The following is a 20,209-nucleotide window of genomic DNA, read 5'->3' as shown; positions in this document are numbered from 1 at the left end:
TGATAAGAGTTAATGAAATGAAACAAGGTGATAAATATGGATTTCGAAATAAATTATCTTTCCTTTTATGTTGTACAAGTAGAAGGAAAAGGTGAAGCTGTTGATAAACGCTACAAACATTTTCAAACATTAGACGCTGAAGAGTATGAAGATAGCTCCTTAAAAGAATTTTTGAATGGTGAATTATTAAAAATTTCAAAGCGGAAAGTAGAACGTCATGCGAAAACAGAACAAGCCCCGACAAAGATCGGTCGCTTCATTGTAGAAGAAGGGCACGAACTTGATTCAAACCCTCATTACAACCTATTTAATCGCATTCGCTTCGCAGAAACTAAGGAAAACTTCAAAGATATGAGCGAACCACTCGTTTATACATATCTTGACACAAGTGCTGTACGCGGTGGTGTATTTTTAATTGCGCAAGCGAAGCTGCGCAAATACTTTGATGATCCATTCGTTTTCGTTATGAAATGTGACTTTGAACCGAAAGTTGCTTCTATTTCAGATGAATCCACACTGATTCGTAACGTTGAAATGGCCATCACAACAAAAAACATGAAATCTATTCAATATCCGTACATGCCTGAAGAAGGTATGGTTGAAGTAGGCGAACTAAAAATTCACCAAGCATCACACGCCCGTTACTTTGAAGACTTCTTAAAATTCGTCGAGTATGAACGCTCTATGCCTGAAATTATGAAAACTCAAGTAATGGACATGGTATATGACCAAATTGAAGATGTATTGGAAGAAGGTACGGAAGAACGTGAACAATTCGACCAAGCAATGGAAGTATGGGCTGCTAGTCCGAAACGTGAGATTATGGAACAATTTTCAACCGAAGAAGTAATGGAAGCTACCGCACAAATCGTCGAGCATGCTCCTGAAGTGGAATTAAAGCTAAAAGCGGATCATATCTCTGTGAAGGCCCTGCTTGCTGATTTCGGGGATCAAATACATATCGCAAAGGTAAATGACCGATACGTACTAATGATCGAAGCTGATACACTTACGTTTGAGAAAGGCTTCTCTCCTATTGAGTTCCTGAAGCCGGATGAGTTGCAAGATGTGATTGAGCGGATTGAGAATAAGCAGCAGTATTCTTATGATCCGAACGGGATTGAATAAATCCTTCTATATCCCTATTTTTACTGAGCGCTGTTAACGAGCGCTCTTTTATTTGGGACATAGTTGAAAGTTATATAAAAAACCGATTCTACTAAAAATCGGTTTTTTATAACAATATATGCTTATTTTTGATCCAAGAGGACATTTGTTACAGAATCAAGTAGATTACTTCCTTATTGCACAAGCGTATTTCCATTAGAAGGACTTACTTCAATATTTCTAGTTGAACAAGTCGGTCTATAAATTTTTTATGTTTTCTTTTTAGTCACTATGTATGTTGTTCAAGTGAAAAATTCACTTCACTACCTCAAATTTATTGTAATCGTAGAAAGATAATTGAAAACGATATTCTGGGTGCTCTCTCACCCAATCGTAAGCTTCTTCTAAAATATCCATTTTGTTTTGTAAGTCATTAAGTTCACTACATTCGCCCCTTTTTTGTTTGCACAGAGGGCAAAACCCATTAACTATTTCGGCACTTGTCGCCCTAATCGTTTTACTTTCTAAGTCAACTACTAGACGAAGAAGAAGAGAATGCTCTTCTTTTGTAGTCACCGTCATTTCAGCAATTCCATCCTCATTCCAAAAGACTCCGTTTAATTCCATCTGTACGTTGACGTCTTTAATATCCAAGTCTATCACTATCACACCCCCCTATATAAAACTCTCATCTTACTGTTCGATTTTAATCATTAATACACCTTAATTTTCAAAGTAATTATAATGACCCAATCACAACAAATCAATTGCCATTTAATATGAATATTTTATTCGCCTATAAATACACGACGTTACATTTATGTAGCTAGAAATAAAGAAGAATCTCATTTAACCTCTGCATTCTTCTCCATCTCAACCAAATACTTAATCTGCCTTTCCGCTTTTCTAACCGCCGTACGAAAATGCTTTTTCAGTAGTTCTATTGTCGCTTCACTTATATAGTATCTTTCCGTAATACTTTCCCACGTGTCACTACTTTCAAATGTACTCCAAACGAAAGGACGCTCTGTATTTTTTCTCATTTCTTTAAATACCCATTTTCGCATCTTTTTTTTCGCTTTTTCTGTTAGTTTTCCGTTCTCTACAAGTTCAAGTTCACCATGTCTTTTGTATCGTTTATGAATATCTCTCTCGCTATATACTTTAAGAAGTATCTTGGCTGTATTCTCAGCATCTGCCAAAGCTCTGTGTTGCTTTCCTTCCCATGTTAAACCGAGCTGTTCTACTGCAAATTGTAAACTTGGTGTATGCTCAAATAATTCTTCATACGCTTGGAAAACAAATTTCTGCAAATCAAATTTTCTCTCTTTTTCCATAGATGGGCATTCTACGCCGTGCAACGTACAATCATGAGATAGAAAACGATAATCTTCTCTTCCCCATGAAACAAATATAGAATCCTCTCCGATAAACTGAATAAATTTCTCTATAATTTGCGGGAATTTCTCTACACCCATTAAATCTTTCTTTGTAATTCCTGTTAATTTTGTCGTATGGCGAGTAAGTCGTGCACCTGGTTTTACTAACTCTGAAAATTCTCCAATTACCTTCATTGTACTCGCTTCTATTTTTACAGCCCCGATATCAACTATCTCTGACGGGTCGTCTGATTTATACGGCCTGAAATTTCTCTCTATATCAAACACAATAAAATGTGTAGCGTTTTCCAATTTATTTACCTCTTTCTACATTCCTTTTCACACACATACTTTATTTTCAGTATTTATTTATTCATACACTTTATGCATGTAATGCTTCGTCAAAAAACGAAAATTCAATCTCATTATGATATGTACATAGAAGATTATTCAATAAAAATGCAAAAAAAAAAGAAGGGCAAGCCCTTCTTTTTTTCACAATTACTTCTTGTTAACGTTAGTAGCTTGAGGTCCACGGTTACCTTGTTCTACTTCGAAAGTAACTTCTTGACCTTCTTCTAAAGTTTTGAAGCCTTCGCCTTGGATAGCTGAGAAATGTACGAATACGTCTTCTCCGCCTTCAACTTCGATGAATCCGAAACCTTTTTCTGAGTTAAACCATTTTACTTTACCGTTTTGCATGTAAAAAATCCTCCTACAATGTACCTATATGTACATATTCATTTTCAACCACTTTACAAAAATAAGTCAGACATTAAAAAAACTGCACCTCTGAGGAGATTTAACATTGCTATCCTCCTCGGAAGTTACAGCTCATTTAAATCTCTATATTATTAAAAGTAAAATGGTTTAAATATAATATATCATATCAATATAATAAAAGCAAAGTTTTTTTTGCTATACAACTTTTTTTTTCCATTGCATCGCTTTTGATTCCCGTGAACCAGCTACAACATAGCCTTCTTTTTCGTTCACAATGCGCCAGCCATGCCCTTTAACTGAGTCACATACTGTAACAATTCCTTCTTCTAGAAGCACACGACAAACAGTACTAATCCCCGCCTTATTTTGCGTTGACGTTGTATATAGCACATGTTGATCTACACTTAAGTCTAAATAGCTACTTGCTTTCTGCTCGCTTTGACATGTGTGCCAATATATTTTTTCACCCTCAATACTTTCATCTATTTTACAAAAAGAAATATTCCCGCTAATCCCTTTGCACGATCCACTAGCTGCTACTAAATAAGCATTGTGTAAAGTCAACGCTGAGATCATCTGATTCATCACGATTTTAATCCTCTTTAATTTACGTGTTTCCAAATTAAAGAGCCAAACACCACCATATTTAGCATGTATTTTCGTACCGATAAATAAGTAATGTTTATATAAAAATAACGATCGAATAGATGGTGCCCCGCCACCATACTCAAGAAATGGATGAATGGTTTCCCATGTCGAACCAAAATCATTAGAATGATACAACGTTTTATCTCCATGTGCAATGACAGTTCCTTTTTCATTACTACACACATTCCAACTCGTTGCTTTTGTTGGAAAACGCTGAACCGTCCAGTTCTCTCCACCATTCGTACTACGAATAAAAATTCCTTCGTCACCTACACCGTATACTACATTACCTTCGCTATGTAAATCTCTAATTCGTTTTTGAAAACCATGTAAAATTTGTTTCCATTCTCCGTCTTGTTCAATAAATAAGCCATTATATGTAGTAGCTAACATAAGCTTTCCATCTCTTAACTTTGTAATAGCGGTCGCACTTAACATTGTCTCCACGTTGACACTCCCATTCTTAAAACTTCTCAGCAAATGCAATTGCAAAATTACTACATTTTTCAACATCCTCTTCATCTTCTGGAGCTAATTCAATTTTCAACCCTTCTTGTACAAGCTCTGCACCACGTTCTACAAGTTTCTCTTCAAATATCGTTACCGCTTCACAAAACAGTTCATACGCCGTATCTCCTGATCCGAATACCGCTACTTTTTTCCCTGATAAATCTATATTTTCTAAGTCATCATGGAAATCTTCCGCTTCAAATGGTAGTTCACCATCACCCCACGTATAAGATCCTAAAATGATTCCATCATAAGCTAATAATTCTTCAGCATCCATGCCTTCCATCTCTTGCAATACTACTTCATGATCAAAAGCATCTAAACTAACTTTAATTAAATCAGCAATACTCTCTGTATTTCCTGACATACTTGCATAAGCTATTAAAATTTTCGCCACTTCGGCATCCCCCTCTTACAATAAATGATTCTCATTCTCATTATATTAATAATGAGAATCAATTTCAATTATATTTTTTAATATTTCTATTTACCGCACAAAAAAAAAGCACAGATGACTATACAATCATCTGTGCTTTTTTATTACTTTTTAAAAATACCAAACGGCTTTCCAACTGGTAAAACAACTTTTCCGAAGTGTGTATTTAACACTGCTGCTGCTGAACCATAGAAAGATAATAATGAAATAAGAAGTTCAGAATATGCTGCTAAATTATGCATTGCATGCGGCATAACACCTAAAGTACTTAATGAAAGACCGATAAATAAGAAATCAATAAGGACGAAAATCATAAATAATACTTTATGTGTTTCCATTGCACCAATTGTCATAAAGATTGTGAAAATCAAATATCCGATAAAGGCTACCCCAAGCTGTTTTGAATCTGCAGCTTGTGCTAATTTTTCGCCAAATACTCCAAGTTGAATTAACCAAGTCATTCCAACACCTAACCAAAATAGGCCGTACGCACCGAATGCTGTTGTACCGAACGTATTGTTATGCTTTGCATCGTGAATACACGCAAAGATTTGTGCAAATCCTCCTAAAAAGATTGCCCACGGTAATACAAGAGAAACGCCATCTGTTAAGCCTAACTTTTGAGACGATGCTACAAGTGTTACCATCGCTAATCCAAATAGACCAATTCCAGATGGATCCGCTGTTGTCATTTTCACATGATGTGTAGTTGTTTGATTGCTCATATAAACCTCCTGATTATAAACATACTCGAATACAATACTTAAATCAGAAGGCTATGTCAATGGTTTTTTTTGTATGTTGTCATACCTCACTTTTTATAATGATTGAATATACTTCCGACCACTTCATACGGTTTTATATTCACTTCTTCCAACTCGTGTATCGGCAACCATAACGGAATATAACTCCCTCTATCTTTCAGTTCGAATTCTGCAGCTTTACCACTTCCGAAAACTCCATCAGTAATACGGGCATTAAAATAATACTCCGTACCCTTATACTCCACCTTTGCAATAAGTTGCTCCACTTCTATATGTACCCCTAACTCTTCATAAACCTCTCGCTTCGTTGCCTCTTCAGCTGTTTCATCTTCCTCAATTCCTCCGCCTGGAAAAACATAATATGTTTCACCTTCTCGAATACGTTTTATAAGAGCAATTTTCCCTTCCTGCACAATGATAGCTGCGCCGCGATTTCTTATCATTTTATTACCTCAATACGAATCGCCACTGTTCCCCACTTTTGCTCTTGTTCTTTCGTATATATTTTGTTTGTACTTTCTAGCATTTCCTCTAAACTATCATTTTCACAATCCAATAATTTTTTATCAATTTGCTCGTACATTGCTTTAAAGCTTTCGTATCGTTTTATTTCCATTACTTTTACAGTCATCGTTTCCTCTGTCGTAAGGTTCGTAAATACAATATGATTGCCTCGTTTTATAAGTTGACGTTTCGCATCATATAAACGTACTTCATATACTTTTTTTCCTGATTGAATTGATTGAAAAGGTTTATTATATAATCCCATTTCGTATATCATTCATTCCACTCCTTTTTATTCGTTGCGCCTACTATTTTATTTGTGCATTACCAATTCATACAACACAGTTCGACTTATTCCAAGTTGCATATAATGTTCCATATCCATTACTTGACTTAGAGAGGATGCTAAATTCGTTATGTTATATTTAAATCAAAAACCTGAATATAATAAATATGATATTGGTGATTATACTTATAGTAAAGTAGGTCCAACCATTTTTTCTTGGAATGATGAAACAAAATTAAAAATAGGTAAGTTTTGTTCATTAGGAGAAGAAGTCGTTTTTATACTTGGCGGTGAACATCGTGCAGACTGGATAACGACTTACCCATTTAATGCATTTTTTAATGAAGGAGCACATATTACTGGTCATCCTTCTTCAAAAGGTGATATCGTAGTCGGCAACGATGTATGGATTGGTTATCAATCCTGCATTTTATCTGGTGTTACAATTGGTAACGGTGCCATTATTGGCGCAAAGAGTGTTGTTACAAAAGACGTACCTCCATATGCAATTGTAGCTGGTAATCCTGCAAAATTTGTTCGATATCGTTTCCCGCAAGAAACGATTGACAAACTAGAGAGTCTAGCATGGTGGGACTGGGATATTTCTGTTATAAAAGGAGCTATTCCATTTCTACTCTCCAACAAAATTAACGAGTTTTTTACCTCGTCTGAACATGAGTCTATATGATAAAACAAAAAGAGCATCCTATTCTTTCTAGATGCTCTTTTTGTTTTTATTTTTTATGTTGGTGCAACTGATTACACGGAGAACATTGAAATGGAATTTTATCTAAGCAATTAAAGTTTGTTTCACAAATTTGTTCGATAGTTGGGACGAACGGTATGATCACAATATTACTTTCTATTATTTGTGTAACAGGTGGTAACACTGTACCTACTTGATGTTCGAAGCGAATATTCGCTTGATTTATATAATTTCCTGAACCACTTGGCGCGCTCTGAACTACTACTTGGAACGAGACTGTGCGTGCTTCACCTGGATTTAAACTTCCTATAAGAAATCCTGATACTGGATTTACATTTGACACTAGCGTATTATCAACCGTTACACTTCCAAGGACAAATCGTACACTACTATCTAACATATCTTGAAAACGGATATTTTGCATCACTGTATCACCCGTATTTGTAATAACTGTCGTAAACGTAATAACATCACCTATCGTTGCTGTTTGATGATCTGCCACTTTTACAACAGTCGTTGAAACATTCTGAGGAATAAACGGGATAACAACTGTGTTACTATCGCCTACAACTACTGCAGGAGGTTCATTAGGATTCACAATTGCAAGCCCATTCGCTGTAGCAGTATTTGTAACTAAATTATTTATTTGCCCTCCTGTTATTACAACTTGGAAATTAATAATTGCTGCATCATTTGGCTGAAAATCACCTAACGAAATACCGGTATTCGGATTAGCAAACGGAAAAGGTACATCATTTACCGTTACCGTTCCATTTATAAATAGCGTATTCGGATCAATGATATCTGTTAACACAATGTTGGTCACAGGAACTGTACTATCATTTATAACAGCAATTCCGTAAGTGATAACATCTCCTACCATTGCTACTTCAAAGTTTGCTCCTTTTGCAACAAATAAGATTGCAGTATTTACCGTCACTATAACTGTATTGCTCGTATCCATCACTGTAACTGGCGGCTCTCCTGGTACTAAAATATATTCTGCTAACGCCCCTGCAACGTTCACTACTGTACCACCATCTGGAAAACTTGTAATCGTAGCTTCATATGTTACAAGTGCGGTTTCACCAACTGGAATATCTGGTATCGTAAATCCAACCTGCGGATTTAACCCTAGCTGCGGAACTCCATTTATCGTTACACTATTTGGGACGAAATCGGCTTCCTGAGATAGCACATCGATAAATTGAACATTCATTGCATCAGCAGTACCAGTATTTAATATACGAACAGTATACGTTACCGTTTCTCCTACTCCAACAATTGAATTGTCTACTTCTTTCAGCATATCTAAACTGCCTCTATTTACTGGTGTGACTGCCGTATTACTTGAATTCGTAATTGTAAACGGAGGTTCTCCCGGAATCAATTCGAAATCACCAGTTACTCTCGCTGTATTCATAATGCTATTAGAAGGCGGAATTGCGATTACATTTACTTCAAATGTAATTAATATACTATCGCCTACTGCAAGATCCGGTAATGAAAAGCCTACAAATGGATCTAAACCTACTTGTGGAATTCCATTTATTTGTACACTTCCAGGAACGAATTCTAAACTAGGTGACGGAACATCGATAAACTGAACATTCGTCGCTGTTACCGTTCCCGTATTTGTAACTTGCACACTATACGTTAACGTATCTCCTAAACGTGTCGCTTCTTTATTTACAGATTTTATAACGCTGAACCGTCCTCTATTTATCCTTGTTATCGTCGTATTACTCGGCTCTGTTAATACAACCGGTGGCTCTCCTGGTACTAAAGTAAAGCTTCCTGTTATATTCGCCACGTTCGTAATTGTTCCTGATGTCGGGATGTTTATAACTGTCGCTTGAAACGTCACGATAACCGTTTCACCAACGAGTATATCTCCAACTCCAAAGTCAGTAATCGGATTTAAGATTGGTTGCAGAGCTCCATTTATCGTTACACTATTTGGTATAAATGACGCTCCTGCTGAAATGGTATCAATAAACTGAACATTATTTGCTGTTACTGTTCCTGTATTCGTTATTTGAACCGTATACGTTAATACATCTCCAACGAGAGTAGCAGCCCTATTTACTTGTTTAATTACATTAAATTGTCCTCTATTTACAGTTGTAAGTGTTGTATTGCTCGGTTGGTTTACTATAACTGGTGGTTCTCCTGGTACTAATACAAAGCTTCCTATTACATTTGCCGTATTGACAATTGTTCCATTTGACGGAACACTAACAACTGTTACTTGGAATGTAACTTCTACACTTTCACCTGGGTTTATATCTGGAAGTGGGAATCCATTATTCGGATTGAATCCAGGTTGTAGCACACTATCTATCGTTACACTGTCCGGTACAAATGTTATTGAGGATGGTAATACATCACTATATTGAACATTCGTCGCTACCACTGTTCCTGTATTTTGAACTACTGTTGTATATGTGATTGTATCACCTACTGCAACAACCGGCTGACTTACTGATTTTAAAACATTCAAACCAGGCTCATTGATTTCTGTTAATGTCGTATTACTTGTCGTTGTTTCTGTAATAGGCGGCTCTGTTTCACTTACAGGAAATGTAGCTGTAACGTCTACAAAGTTAACAACTGTACCACCTTCTGGTATGCTTGTAACCACTTCTTGATATGTGACACGTGCAAAACTATCTACAGGTATATCTGGAACTGTAAAACCAATGAAAGGATCTAATCCTGGTGCCGGTACCCCGTTTATGCTCACACTTCCCGGTACAAATGCTACACCGACGGAAGTTGTATCTATAAATTCAACATTCGTTGCTGGCACTGTACCGAAATTAAAGATTAATACATCATACGTTAATATTTCTCCTACAGTCGCTACTTCTTTATCTACTAGTTTTAATGGAAAAATCGAAGCTATATTAATTGTCGTAACGACTAAATTCGTTAATATCGTTTCCGTAATTGGTGGTTCCTGCGGATTTGGTTGTGAAGTAAATGTAACGTCTGCATCATTTAATATGACTTCATTATCTGGAATTTCTGTAATCCTCACTCGGAACGTTACCTCAATACTTCCACCATCGATTAATAATGGAGTAACTGTAAATCCTATTTCTGGATTTAAACCGAGTTGCTGTACCCCACCTATCGTTACACTATCTTCTTCAAATGTTGTTCCTTCTGGAATGACATCTTGGAAGAACACATCTGTAACAGGTATAATTCCTACGTTTGAAATTAGCACAGTATACGTTAATACATCCCCAACAGCTCCAGCAGCAACGTCAACTGTTTTTGTTGCTGTTACTTCACCAGGAGGAGGTAACGGTATTGTAACTACCGTTGTATTACTTGAGTTCGATGTTGTTACAGGTGGTTGTAAAGGATTTAATAAAAAAGTGGCTGTAGCAGATGCTGTATTTAATACTGCTCCACGTGTAGACGGTGCAACTACCATAACTTGGAACGTTACTGTCAATGATGTTCCAGCTGCAATATTCGGAAGTGTGAAACCAACATTTGGGTCAAATCCAGGTTGTGGCGCTCCATTTATCGTTACACTATTTGCTACAAATGTTGTTTCTGCAGCAATTGGATCAAGGAAAGAAACATTCGTTGCTGTTACTGTGCTGTTATTTCGAATGATAACAGAATACGTGTAAGTTTCTCCAAGTGCTGCTTGTTGTACAGATGAAGATTTTTGTATACTTAGCTGCGCTGTGTTTACTTGTGTCACTACAAAATTACTATTTGTTACAGTCGTTATTGGAGGGTTTGCTGGATTTATAAGAAAACTTGCAGTAACGTTTGATTGGTTTCTAACATTTCCACCGCTCGGAACACTCGTCACTGTAACTTGAAACGTAATTGTAGCCGTTTGCCCGACCGGAATATTTGGTACTGGGAAACCTGCCATAGGATCCGCGCCTTGCTGTACGACTCCGTTTATCGTCACACTATTTGCTACAAACGCAGTACCAGACGGAATTGGATCTTGAAAAATAATATTCGTTGCAGGAACAGTTCCTGTATTTTGAATAAGAATCGTATACGTTAACGTATCTCCTACTCCTGCTTGCGATGTATTTACACTCTTCATTACATTAAGTGATCCTACATTCACTCGCGTCACAACAATATTACTAATCGTTACAATTATAATTGGCGGCTGGAGAGGGCTTACTTGGAAATCCGCAGTTACATTTGCATTATTCGGAAGAACTCTATTTGGTGGTACACTCGTGATTGTCACTTGAAAAGCAACTGTTACCATCCCTCCTACTGGAATATTAGCAAGCGGAAATCCAATTGTTGGGTTTAAACCTGGTTGAGGCGTTCCATTTATTGTTACACTATTTGCTACAAACGTTGTTCCAACTGGAATTGGATCAAGAAATGATACATTTGTCGCTGCTACCGTTCCACTATTTTGTATACGAACTGTATATGTTAACGTATCTCCTACACCTGCTTCAGTAGCGCTTACACTCTTCCTTACATTTAACCCTGAAGAATTCACCACTGTCATAACAGTATTACTTGGCACCGTTACAGTAATTGGTGGTTCTGTTGGATTTACAAGAAAATCTCCAGTTACATTCGCATTATTTACAACATTATTTCCTTGTGGAATTTCATCAATTAATACTTCAAACGTAACAATTACACTCGCACCAGCGGGTAAATTATTTAATGGGAATCCGAATTCTGGATCTGCCCCTTCTTGTAAGACCCCATTCACAAAGACACTGTTTTCAATAAATAATGTCCCTTGTGGAATTGAATCTTGGAAAAATACATTTGTAGCTGGTACACTACCTGCATTTATAATTTCGATTGTATATACTAAAACATCCCCTACTGTTGCAACATCCGTATTCACTGCTTTCACAACTTCAAAGTTCCCTGATTGTATAGTTGTATTCACAATGTTACTCGGAACATTGATTGTTACGGGTGGTTCACTCGGATTCACTTGAAAACTTGCTGTTACATTTGCTTGATTTAATATGTCTTCATTTTCTGGATCCTGTACAATTAATACGTCAAATGTGACTACAACTGTTTGAGCCGCAGGAATATTAGGAAGAGAAAATCCTGTATTCGGATTTAATCCACTTTGTGGTACTCCATTAATTGTTACAGAATTTGCAACAAATGAGACAGCGGGAGAAATAGTGTCTTGGAAAAACACATTTGTTAACGGAACGTTTCCTGTATTTTGGACGGCAATCGTATATGTTAAAGTGTCCCCTACTGCCGCTTGTGTCGTATTCACTTCTTTTATTACATTTAAACCACCTGTATTAACTTGTGTCACAACTGTATTCGTTTGTCTATTAATCGTCACTGGTGGTTGATTCGGAATAACGACGAAATTAGCAGATACATTTCCACGATTCGCAATCGTGCCTCCTGATGGCGTAGATGTCACTCGGACTTGAAAACGCACTGTCCTACTTCCGCCAGGAGAAATATTTGCTACCGCAAACCCAGTCGAAGGATTTGCTCCAGGTTGTGAAACCCCATCTACCGTCACACTATTTACGATAAAAGTCGTTCCAATTGGAATCGGATCTTGAAAAATAACATTCGTCGCAAGTACATTTCCTGTATTTTCAATTGTAACAGTGTACGTAAGAACGTCATTCACTGTCGCAAAAGCTCTATCCACTGTTTTTCTCGTTCTTATATCAGCTATATTAATAGTAGTAACTACAGTATTACTTGTCGCTTGCCCTGAAACTGGTTGTTGGCCAGGTACTGGAGTAAAGTTAAAGGTTGCACTCGCACGGTTCGGAATTGGATTGACAAGTGGATTAGATGTTACTCGAACTTGAAAACGCACTACAGTCGTTTGCGAAGCATTAATACTTCCTAGATTAATACTGCTTGCTGGATTTGCTCCTGGACGTGCTACTCCATTCACTGTAACACTATTTGGAACAAATGTTGTTCCACCAGGGATACTATCGACAAAAATAACATTATTTGCAGTGACATTCCCATTATTCGTCACATTAACCGTGTATGTTAATACATCATTAAGTGTCGCTGTCTGTAAATCTACAGATTTTTGCATACTTATAGTTGCTTGATTTACTGTCGTTTGTACTGTATTTGAAGAAGACGTACTTGTAATAGGAGTACTACCAACGAAAGGACGGAATTGATATGACACCATTGCACGATTTGAAATAGGATTTGGATTTGGGAATGATGTTATTCGAACTTGAAATGTAACAATTCTTTGCGTGTTATTTGGGATTGTACCTAAATTAATTCCATTCGCAGGGTTCGCATTCGGCTGTGTTACTCCTCCTACCGTTACACTACCTGCAACAAACGTCGTTCCGTTCGGAATACTATCACGTAATACAACGTTTTCTGCACTTCCTGTTCCTGTATTTGGGACCGTAATCGTATAAGTGAGAGTATCCCCTACTCCTGCGACTGTTCTATTAACCGATTTAACAGGATTAATAATTGGACCGGTTGCATCAATTTGAACACCAAAACCAGCTGCAGCGTATCCATCTCCATTTGTAACGAAGTGAACAGTTGCTGACGTTTGATTATTTACTAATGATGCAGAGGCATTTACATTCGTAATATCCCACCCTTGTCTTCTGACGGCTAAAGCTGCCCCTAACGGCTGATTCAAATTCCCAAATGTCCCGGTTGTATCTAGCTCTCCAATGTCATTACAAATTTGTGATTGAAAGAAATTATTAGCAGGGTTTCTCGGGCCTGATAATGCAACTGTAGCATTTGCATTCGGTCCAAAGCGAAGTTGATCTCCAACAATGTTAGAATCACCTTCTTGAGCAGTTACGAGCACTCGTCCTGTTACAGCTCCTGTGGCTGGGGTAGCAAATCCTGAAATAGTAGCATCAACTGGTGGTGATGAAGCATCGATAATTTCTTGACCTGCATAAACTGACAAATTCCGAAGTGGCAAACTGGCATTTTGATACACAACCTCAAGCGTCCAACCAGCCGAACGACTAATAGTCGGATCAGATGAAGTTCTTGCAGCTGGCACTGCACCCGTTGTATAAGTTCCTGCCCCACCTGCACTAACAAGATTCGTTACATTAGCAGAGCGAGCATAATAAAATTGATTCCCTACTGAGCCTTGCTGCGCGGTAGCAGGATCTGGCGTAACAGAAAACGTCCCTGCTGGCGTTGTAAATGTAATGTTATCATTTAAAAATGGTAAAACATCTTCTGTATCAGTCCGGAAAGTACCAGCCCAAACTAATTCTGCATATAACACACTACTTCCCGCTGGAAGATTTAAAATTGCACTTGAAGAATTCAATTGCCATTCATCTGTTGTCCCTGCTGGGAATCCTGGTACTTGCAGCGCTGTATTTACTGTCGTAAACACAGCAAGTGTACCAAAAATATTACCTGGTGCAGGTGATGTAGGGCTAAGCCCTAACGTATTCCCAGTGAACGTGACGGCACCAGGTACTGTTGTTGTAAAACGATTTATAAAAGGCACACAATCATCTCATTTCAATTATAGTAAAAAGTGCTCTATACTATAAAATGTAGACAAACTATGCAATGTACTTTGTCCAACAAAATTCCGCACATACGAGAGGAGCTTACTACACTATGCGCTATGTTATCGTAACAGGAACTTCACAAGGTTTAGGTGAGGCAATCGCCGCGCAATTGTTAGAAGAAAACACGAGTATCATCTCTATTTCTAGAAGAGAAAATAAAGAGCTTACGAAACTTGCACAGCAATATAACAGCAATTGTGTTTTCCACTCCTTAGACCTTCAAGATGTACATAATTTAGAAACGAACTTTAACGAAATCATTTCATCCATTCAAGAAGACACTGTATCATCTATTCATTTAATTAATAATGCTGGTACACTCGCACCGATGAAACCAATAGAAAAAGCTGAAAGTGAACTGCTCATTACGAACGTTCAAATTAATTTACTTGCACCGATGATCCTTACCTCCACTTTCATGAAACATACGAAAGATTGGAAAGTAGATAAACGTGTTATAAATATTTCATCTGGTGCAGGGAAAAATCCTTATTTTGGCTGGGGCGCTTATTGTACAACGAAAGCTGGCGTAAATATGTTTACACAGTGTATAGCAACCGAAGAAGCAGAAAAAGAATATCCAGTAAAAATCGTCGCTTTTGCACCTGGTGTTGTTGATACGAGTATGCAAGCACAAATTCGTGAAACAAATAAAGAAGACTTCATCAATTTAGACCGCTTCATCACACTAAAAGAAGAAGGAAAACTACTGTCACCTGAATACGTTGCGAAAGCAATTCGTAATTTACTAGAAACTGAGAATTTCCCGCAAGGTGAAGTCATTCGAATTGATGAATAACAAAAAGGCACGCTCTAATAGCGTGCCTTTTCATTTTATTTCTCTAAAAATATAAGTACAGACTCCTCAATTTGTTCATAACCAATTTCTTGATAAATTTTATTAGACGTAGGATTCGCTAGATCAGTATATAACGTAGTCGTCTTATATCCTTCATCTAACATACGTTGACTTAGTGCGGCAACACAACTAGATGCGTACCCCTTTTTCCGCGCTTCTTTCGGTGTATATACAAAATTAACAGTTATATTGTTTGTAGTTGGTCTCGTTTTTGCAGCTACAGAAACAAGTTCTCCGTCTACTTCTAGACCAAATATACGACGATTAGTAATTAATGTATGAGCGGTTTGTCTCGCTTCTTCTTTCGTAGTAGGAAGCTTCACATCTTCGCAAAATTCATATATCCACTTTTCTATTAATGTTAGCTCATCATTACTTACTTCTCGAAAGACTCCATCTCCGTTCCACTTTTTCTTCACTTGTTTTAATTCATATATACCTTGCTCCATTGCAACAGTAGTTTTCTTATTTTCTAACACTGCAATCTCTTCCGCTAATCTCTGTACAATTTTCTTATTACCGATCAATCCAGGAACATTTGGATATACTTTCGTTAATTTTTTGGCAAGTTCCACGATGTCCTCTTCTGACATTTCAGACGTAGCAATAATAATTTGTTTCTTTTCTTCTGTTTGAAGAAATACAACTGCAATTTCTTCCTCTCGTTTTGCTATCCCCATAAATATCGGTTGTTGGATCATTTGTAATACACCTAATATGAGATTATTTTCCTGCTCATTCTTTTCTAAAAATGGTGTAACCTCTTCTTTAAAAGTAGGAATCTCTTCATATACATGTAATTGAATCATCGACAATCTCTTCTCTCTATTTATAGTTTCATTAAGTATTGGCGATTAATTCACTAAATTCCTCTTTTACGATTCAATAATATTCGAAACTAACGTATTCAAATCATTTTCCGCTTGTAAAATTCTCTGTTTTTCTTTTTCAAATACCTTTTCTTCTTTCTGAAATGACTCTTTTCGATTGTTAATCATACGCTCCATTTCTTTTTTACTCGGTCCACCGTATACATTTCTTTTTTGTATAAAAGCTTCTGGTGATACAATCTCTTCCCACTCGTTTTCTAATAGCTGTATTTTATAATTTTCTTGTAAGTATATATTTACATCTTTTAAATGTAATTCATGTAGCTCCTTTTGTTGCTCCAATGATATATTCGCAATAACACTCGCTGCATGATGCGCATGCCGAAATGGAATGTCATAGTTTTTCGTTAAAACATCTGCGAAATCAGTTATCGTAATTGCATGTTTATAAGAACGATTTTTTAACGTTTCTTTTTCTACTTTCATCGTTCGAATGACCGCATTCATAATACAAAAAACACGAATGGTCTTTTCAATTCCTTTATATAAATACGGTTGCAAATCATCTTCTGTATCGACAATATCACCAAATGGTGTATTATGAATCATTTGAAATACTGTAAATGCCTCCCCTAAAGCACTACTCGTGATCGCACGGGCATGTTCAATGGAAACTGGATTTCGCTTTTGCGGCATAATACTACTAATTTGTACATATGGCTTTGCAACAGTAATACCATCATATTCTTTCGTCGCTAATAGTAAGAAGTCATGAATCCATCTACTCGTATTCGTCATCATTACCATAAGTAACGAGCTAACTTCTAATAAATAATCCGCTCCAGCAACAGCATCATATGAATTCTCAATTACATTTGTAAATCCAAGTAAATAAGCAACTCGCTCTCGTTTAATCGGGAAACTTGTTGTAGAAAGAGCGGCGGCTCCCATCGGAGACTGATTTAAAAGTTTGTACGTTCGTTTCATTCGTTCTAAATCTCTTTGCATCGTATCATAAATCGCTAACGTATAATGACCAAATGTAGTTGGCTGTGCTGGTTGTGTATGTGTATAAGCTGGCATAATCGTTTCCTTATGATTATCGGCAAGTTGCAACATACTTTCTTGCAATAACAAATGATGCTCCATTAATCGTAGTACATATCGCCTTAAACTCATACGATACATCGTTACACCCATATCATTTCTACTTCTACCAATATGCATATTACTTACAAAATCGCATTTCGCTTCTTGAGAAATTAAATGTTCGATTAAAAAAAAGAGATCCTCATGCTGCTTTGTATATAGCAATTGATCTTTCGGAATTCCCTCTATTTTTTTTAGTGCGTGTAATATAACTTTAGCTTCTTCCTTTTTCATTAAATTTTCTTCAGTCAGCATTGCAATATGCGCTTTATGCACTTGAAACATATCTTTTAATAAGTAATTTCGCTGAAAATGAAATACATGTTGTAATACACAATCCACATATGTTTTCCCAGGGAAATCAGCGCCTTCACTCTTTATAAACTCTTCTTTACTTTGTTTCATCACCTTTTCCCCTCTCACCTAAGTATTACTACCCATCATACCCAGAGATAAGAAAAAAGTGCTTGTATATAAAAAAACTCGGTGCTCTCTGCACCGAGTTTATTTAATAAAAGTCGCATCATACTTATCACTTTGCAACACTTGGAAATGTAAGTTTGCTAAATGTTTCCGTATTTCTGCACTGTCGTCCTCATTTAAATTATTTGCTAAAAACACTATTTCTGTACAGTTCCCGCGTTTATCCATCGCATAAACTGCTTTTGTAACTGTCCATGGTGTATAACCATTTTTTTGCCCTGCATGTCTAAATGTTTTACGATATTTCTTAGCGCTCATATCTGTTTCAACGATATTCGCCCACACTTTTTCTTCGGCTTCTGTTAGGCCGCCTTTATGATTCGCCTTTTGAAGCAGTACCATATAATCGTTTGCAGAAGCTGCTGGTAATCGATCTGACCAAATTTTATCGTAACGTTCCTCTAAATAAAGAGGAATTTCCTTCTGTAATAATGGTCCCTTCTCTTTTAAGCGTTCATGAATAATCATCGCGTATTCACGATATTGCTCCTGAGACATTTCTTTTAACTTTTTCTCTACTTTATATTTCGGAACATGTAGTTCTTTATGCAAATATCCAGGGATGTATAAAGATGAAACAATCGGAAATAGCGGCTGATGTGCTGGAAGCGATAAACTTTGTAAATTACGATTAATATTATCTAACCCTAACACTTCCATTAAATATTCAGCATTCGCATTCGAACTAAATTTAACCATTCCTTTTGCCACTTCTTCTAAAGAAACTGCTCCTTCTGTTATCTTGTCTGTCTTTTGCAAATACTTTTGCCATCTATCTTGTGCACCGCCATCTGTATTCGGTACGTAATAACGATTCACATCATTAATGGAAACGAAACTAGACGGATCAATTTTCCCCTCTGTAACTTGTTTCGTATATTCAAGCGCCACGATTAACTTCATCGTACTGGCAACTGGCAATACAACATTTGGATTTACAGAATAAACAACTTTATCATTTCTCTTTACTAGAAGCGCGCTATTTTTTTCATCTTTATGTTCTTCAATAAAGGATGCGATATACTGCGCATCATCATTATTTGAGCTCCATACTTTTTCCACTAAAAAATTACCCGATATTAGCAAAACGAAAATACCCACACTCACTGCGCATACTATAGTTTTTTTCAAGTAAAATTCCTCTCCTATTGTGTAACTCTTCTCTATCTATCTCTTACAAACAAAATAATGGAGATGATTATTTTAGTAATCATCTCCATTATTTTAACTTGTCTTCTCCTATTATGTCTACGTCATAATTTTCACGAAGTCTTCGAGAAATTTTTTATAATGCAATGACCAACCAATTCGCACCCAATTCTTTAGGGCTTTTGCATCAGGTTGAGGACGAAAATCAGCAATACTTTCTCCTTTTGCAATGCCAACTGTATCTACATCTACACGACGATATACATAATCTAAAAGGGACGGATTCGCTGCAACCATCATCGTAACGACATCATGTACTGGGCTACCTGTTATTTTCGGGTTTAACTTTTTATACGCTTTATAATAATACGTAAATATCGGCTCGATTAACTTATTAAAACTCGTTTTAGAGTGTTTCGTAATATATTTTACCATTTCCGGCGTAATAATAGCTTCTGATGTAACGTTAAGTGGTACTAATGTCACATTCTTGGCGTTTTGCATCACTAATTGTGAAGCAATGGGATCACCTTGAAAATTCGCCTCTGCGACTGGTGTTACATTTCCTGGCATTAAGAAAGCCCCGCCCATTATATAATATTCTTTTACATACTTCATCATTGGTTTTTCTAAAATAAATGCCGTCGCTAGTGTCGTTGATCTACCTGCATCAACAATGATTAATTCTCCTTTATATTTTTCAAGAATATCAAAAAACTCACAAAAAGGCTTTATATTCGGAGAAAGATTTTTCGGAGGACGAATTGGTCCTAAACCTTCTGCCCCGTGAATTTCCGGATAGTATGTTGTAATATCTCCAGATAAAGGAATCTTCGCACCATTAATAACCGGTATATCTTCCCTTCCTGCTAACTGTAATAAATATGCTGCATTACTCGTCGCCTTTTCTTGCGTTACATTTCCATATCCCGTTACTACGCCGACAATATCAATATCAGGATGCAACAATCCATACATAATTGCTAAAGAGTCATCAATTCCCGGGTCTCCTAAAAATAATACTTTTTTCATCGACCTCAACTCCATCCCCCTCAATTGTTATTAATTTATGAATAGTCATTGATATACAGAATAAAAAAGAACAAAT

16 protein-coding genes are annotated in these 20,209 nt (G+C 36.7%); 3 read left to right on the top strand and 13 right to left on the bottom strand.

Annotated elements, in window-relative coordinates; translation table 11 throughout:
• The first annotated feature begins 36 nt into the window (after window positions 1–36).
• Window positions 37–1,128, top strand: coding sequence for a DUF3900 domain-containing protein (locus ACUXEY_RS00830; protein ID WP_461299841.1), 1,092 nt, complete (start codon window positions 37–39; stop codon window positions 1,126–1,128).
• Between the two features lie 294 nt (window positions 1,129–1,422).
• Here ACUXEY_RS00830 and ACUXEY_RS00825 read toward each other — a convergent pair whose 3' ends face one another.
• The 8 genes from ACUXEY_RS00825 to ACUXEY_RS00790 all read right to left on the bottom strand — a co-directional run bounded on the left by ACUXEY_RS00825 (window position 1,423) and on the right by ACUXEY_RS00790 (window position 6,348).
• On the bottom strand, window positions 1,423–1,770 hold the full coding sequence (locus tag ACUXEY_RS00825; RefSeq protein ID WP_166703922.1) for a hypothetical protein: 348 nt from the start codon (window positions 1,768–1,770) through the stop codon (window positions 1,423–1,425).
• Between the two features lie 182 nt (window positions 1,771–1,952).
• A complete protein-coding gene (locus ACUXEY_RS00820; protein ID WP_461299840.1) occupies window positions 1,953–2,798 on the bottom strand; it encodes an exonuclease in 846 nt (281 codons plus the stop codon).
• A 189-nt stretch (window positions 2,799–2,987) separates the two neighbouring features.
• Complete coding sequence (cspB, locus tag ACUXEY_RS00815; protein WP_001179150.1) at window positions 2,988–3,188, bottom strand: cold shock-like protein CspB; 201 nt, start codon at window positions 3,186–3,188, stop codon at window positions 2,988–2,990.
• Window positions 3,189–3,404: 216 nt separating this feature from the next.
• A complete protein-coding gene (locus ACUXEY_RS00810; protein WP_461299839.1) occupies window positions 3,405–4,304 on the bottom strand; it encodes a WD40/YVTN/BNR-like repeat-containing protein in 900 nt (299 codons plus the stop codon).
• Between the two features lie 16 nt (window positions 4,305–4,320).
• On the bottom strand, window positions 4,321–4,764 hold the full coding sequence (locus ACUXEY_RS00805) for a flavodoxin (protein ID WP_001062755.1): 444 nt from the start codon (window positions 4,762–4,764) through the stop codon (window positions 4,321–4,323).
• A gap of 143 nt (window positions 4,765–4,907) precedes the next feature.
• Complete coding sequence (locus tag ACUXEY_RS00800; RefSeq protein WP_000070938.1) at window positions 4,908–5,528, bottom strand: acetate uptake transporter; 621 nt, start codon at window positions 5,526–5,528, stop codon at window positions 4,908–4,910.
• 86 nt (window positions 5,529–5,614) lie between these two features.
• The gene (locus tag ACUXEY_RS00795; protein WP_461299838.1) at window positions 5,615–6,010 is read right to left on the bottom strand and encodes an NUDIX hydrolase; all 396 of its coding nucleotides are present in this window, start codon (window positions 6,008–6,010) and stop codon (window positions 5,615–5,617) included.
• Window positions 6,007–6,348, bottom strand: a complete 342-nt coding sequence (locus ACUXEY_RS00790; RefSeq protein WP_461299837.1) for an ASCH domain-containing protein — start codon at window positions 6,346–6,348, stop codon at window positions 6,007–6,009. Before ACUXEY_RS00790 ends, ACUXEY_RS00795 begins: the two co-directional genes overlap by 4 nt.
• A gap of 139 nt (window positions 6,349–6,487) precedes the next feature.
• Between ACUXEY_RS00790 and ACUXEY_RS00785 the strand changes: the two genes are divergently transcribed.
• Complete coding sequence (locus ACUXEY_RS00785; protein WP_461299836.1) at window positions 6,488–7,045, top strand: CatB-related O-acetyltransferase; 558 nt, start codon at window positions 6,488–6,490, stop codon at window positions 7,043–7,045.
• A gap of 46 nt (window positions 7,046–7,091) precedes the next feature.
• Here ACUXEY_RS00785 and ACUXEY_RS00780 read toward each other — a convergent pair whose 3' ends face one another.
• Window positions 7,092–14,564, bottom strand: a complete 7,473-nt coding sequence (locus tag ACUXEY_RS00780; RefSeq protein WP_461299835.1) for a DUF7507 domain-containing protein — start codon at window positions 14,562–14,564, stop codon at window positions 7,092–7,094.
• Window positions 14,565–14,680: 116 nt separating this feature from the next.
• On the opposite strand from ACUXEY_RS00780, the gene ACUXEY_RS00775 reads away from it, so the two are divergent.
• Window positions 14,681–15,430: a (S)-benzoin forming benzil reductase gene (locus ACUXEY_RS00775; RefSeq protein WP_166703930.1), complete on the top strand. Its 750-nt coding sequence runs from the start codon at window positions 14,681–14,683 to the stop codon at window positions 15,428–15,430.
• 35 nt (window positions 15,431–15,465) lie between these two features.
• On the opposite strand, the gene ACUXEY_RS00770 is transcribed toward ACUXEY_RS00775, so the two are convergent.
• The 4 genes from ACUXEY_RS00770 to ACUXEY_RS00755 all read right to left on the bottom strand — a co-directional run bounded on the left by ACUXEY_RS00770 (window position 15,466) and on the right by ACUXEY_RS00755 (window position 20,142).
• Window positions 15,466–16,299: a GNAT family N-acetyltransferase gene (locus ACUXEY_RS00770; protein ID WP_461299834.1), complete on the bottom strand. Its 834-nt coding sequence runs from the start codon at window positions 16,297–16,299 to the stop codon at window positions 15,466–15,468.
• Between the two features lie 66 nt (window positions 16,300–16,365).
• Entirely contained in the window at window positions 16,366–17,892 is a 1,527-nt protein-coding gene (gene argH, locus ACUXEY_RS00765) for an argininosuccinate lyase (protein WP_429603126.1), read from the bottom strand.
• 81 nt (window positions 17,893–17,973) lie between these two features.
• Complete coding sequence (locus tag ACUXEY_RS00760) at window positions 17,974–19,083, bottom strand: serine hydrolase (RefSeq protein WP_166703933.1); 1,110 nt, start codon at window positions 19,081–19,083, stop codon at window positions 17,974–17,976.
• Between the two features lie 117 nt (window positions 19,084–19,200).
• Window positions 19,201–20,142 (bottom strand): nucleoside hydrolase, encoded by a 942-nt coding sequence (locus ACUXEY_RS00755; RefSeq protein WP_347878484.1) that lies wholly within the window; start codon window positions 20,140–20,142, stop codon window positions 19,201–19,203.
• Window positions 20,143–20,209: the final 67 nt, after the last annotated feature.

The sequence above is a fragment of the Bacillus sp. F9_6S_D1_P_5 genome (assembly GCF_054823925.1).
This window is presented reverse-complemented; position numbering and strand designations above follow the sequence as displayed.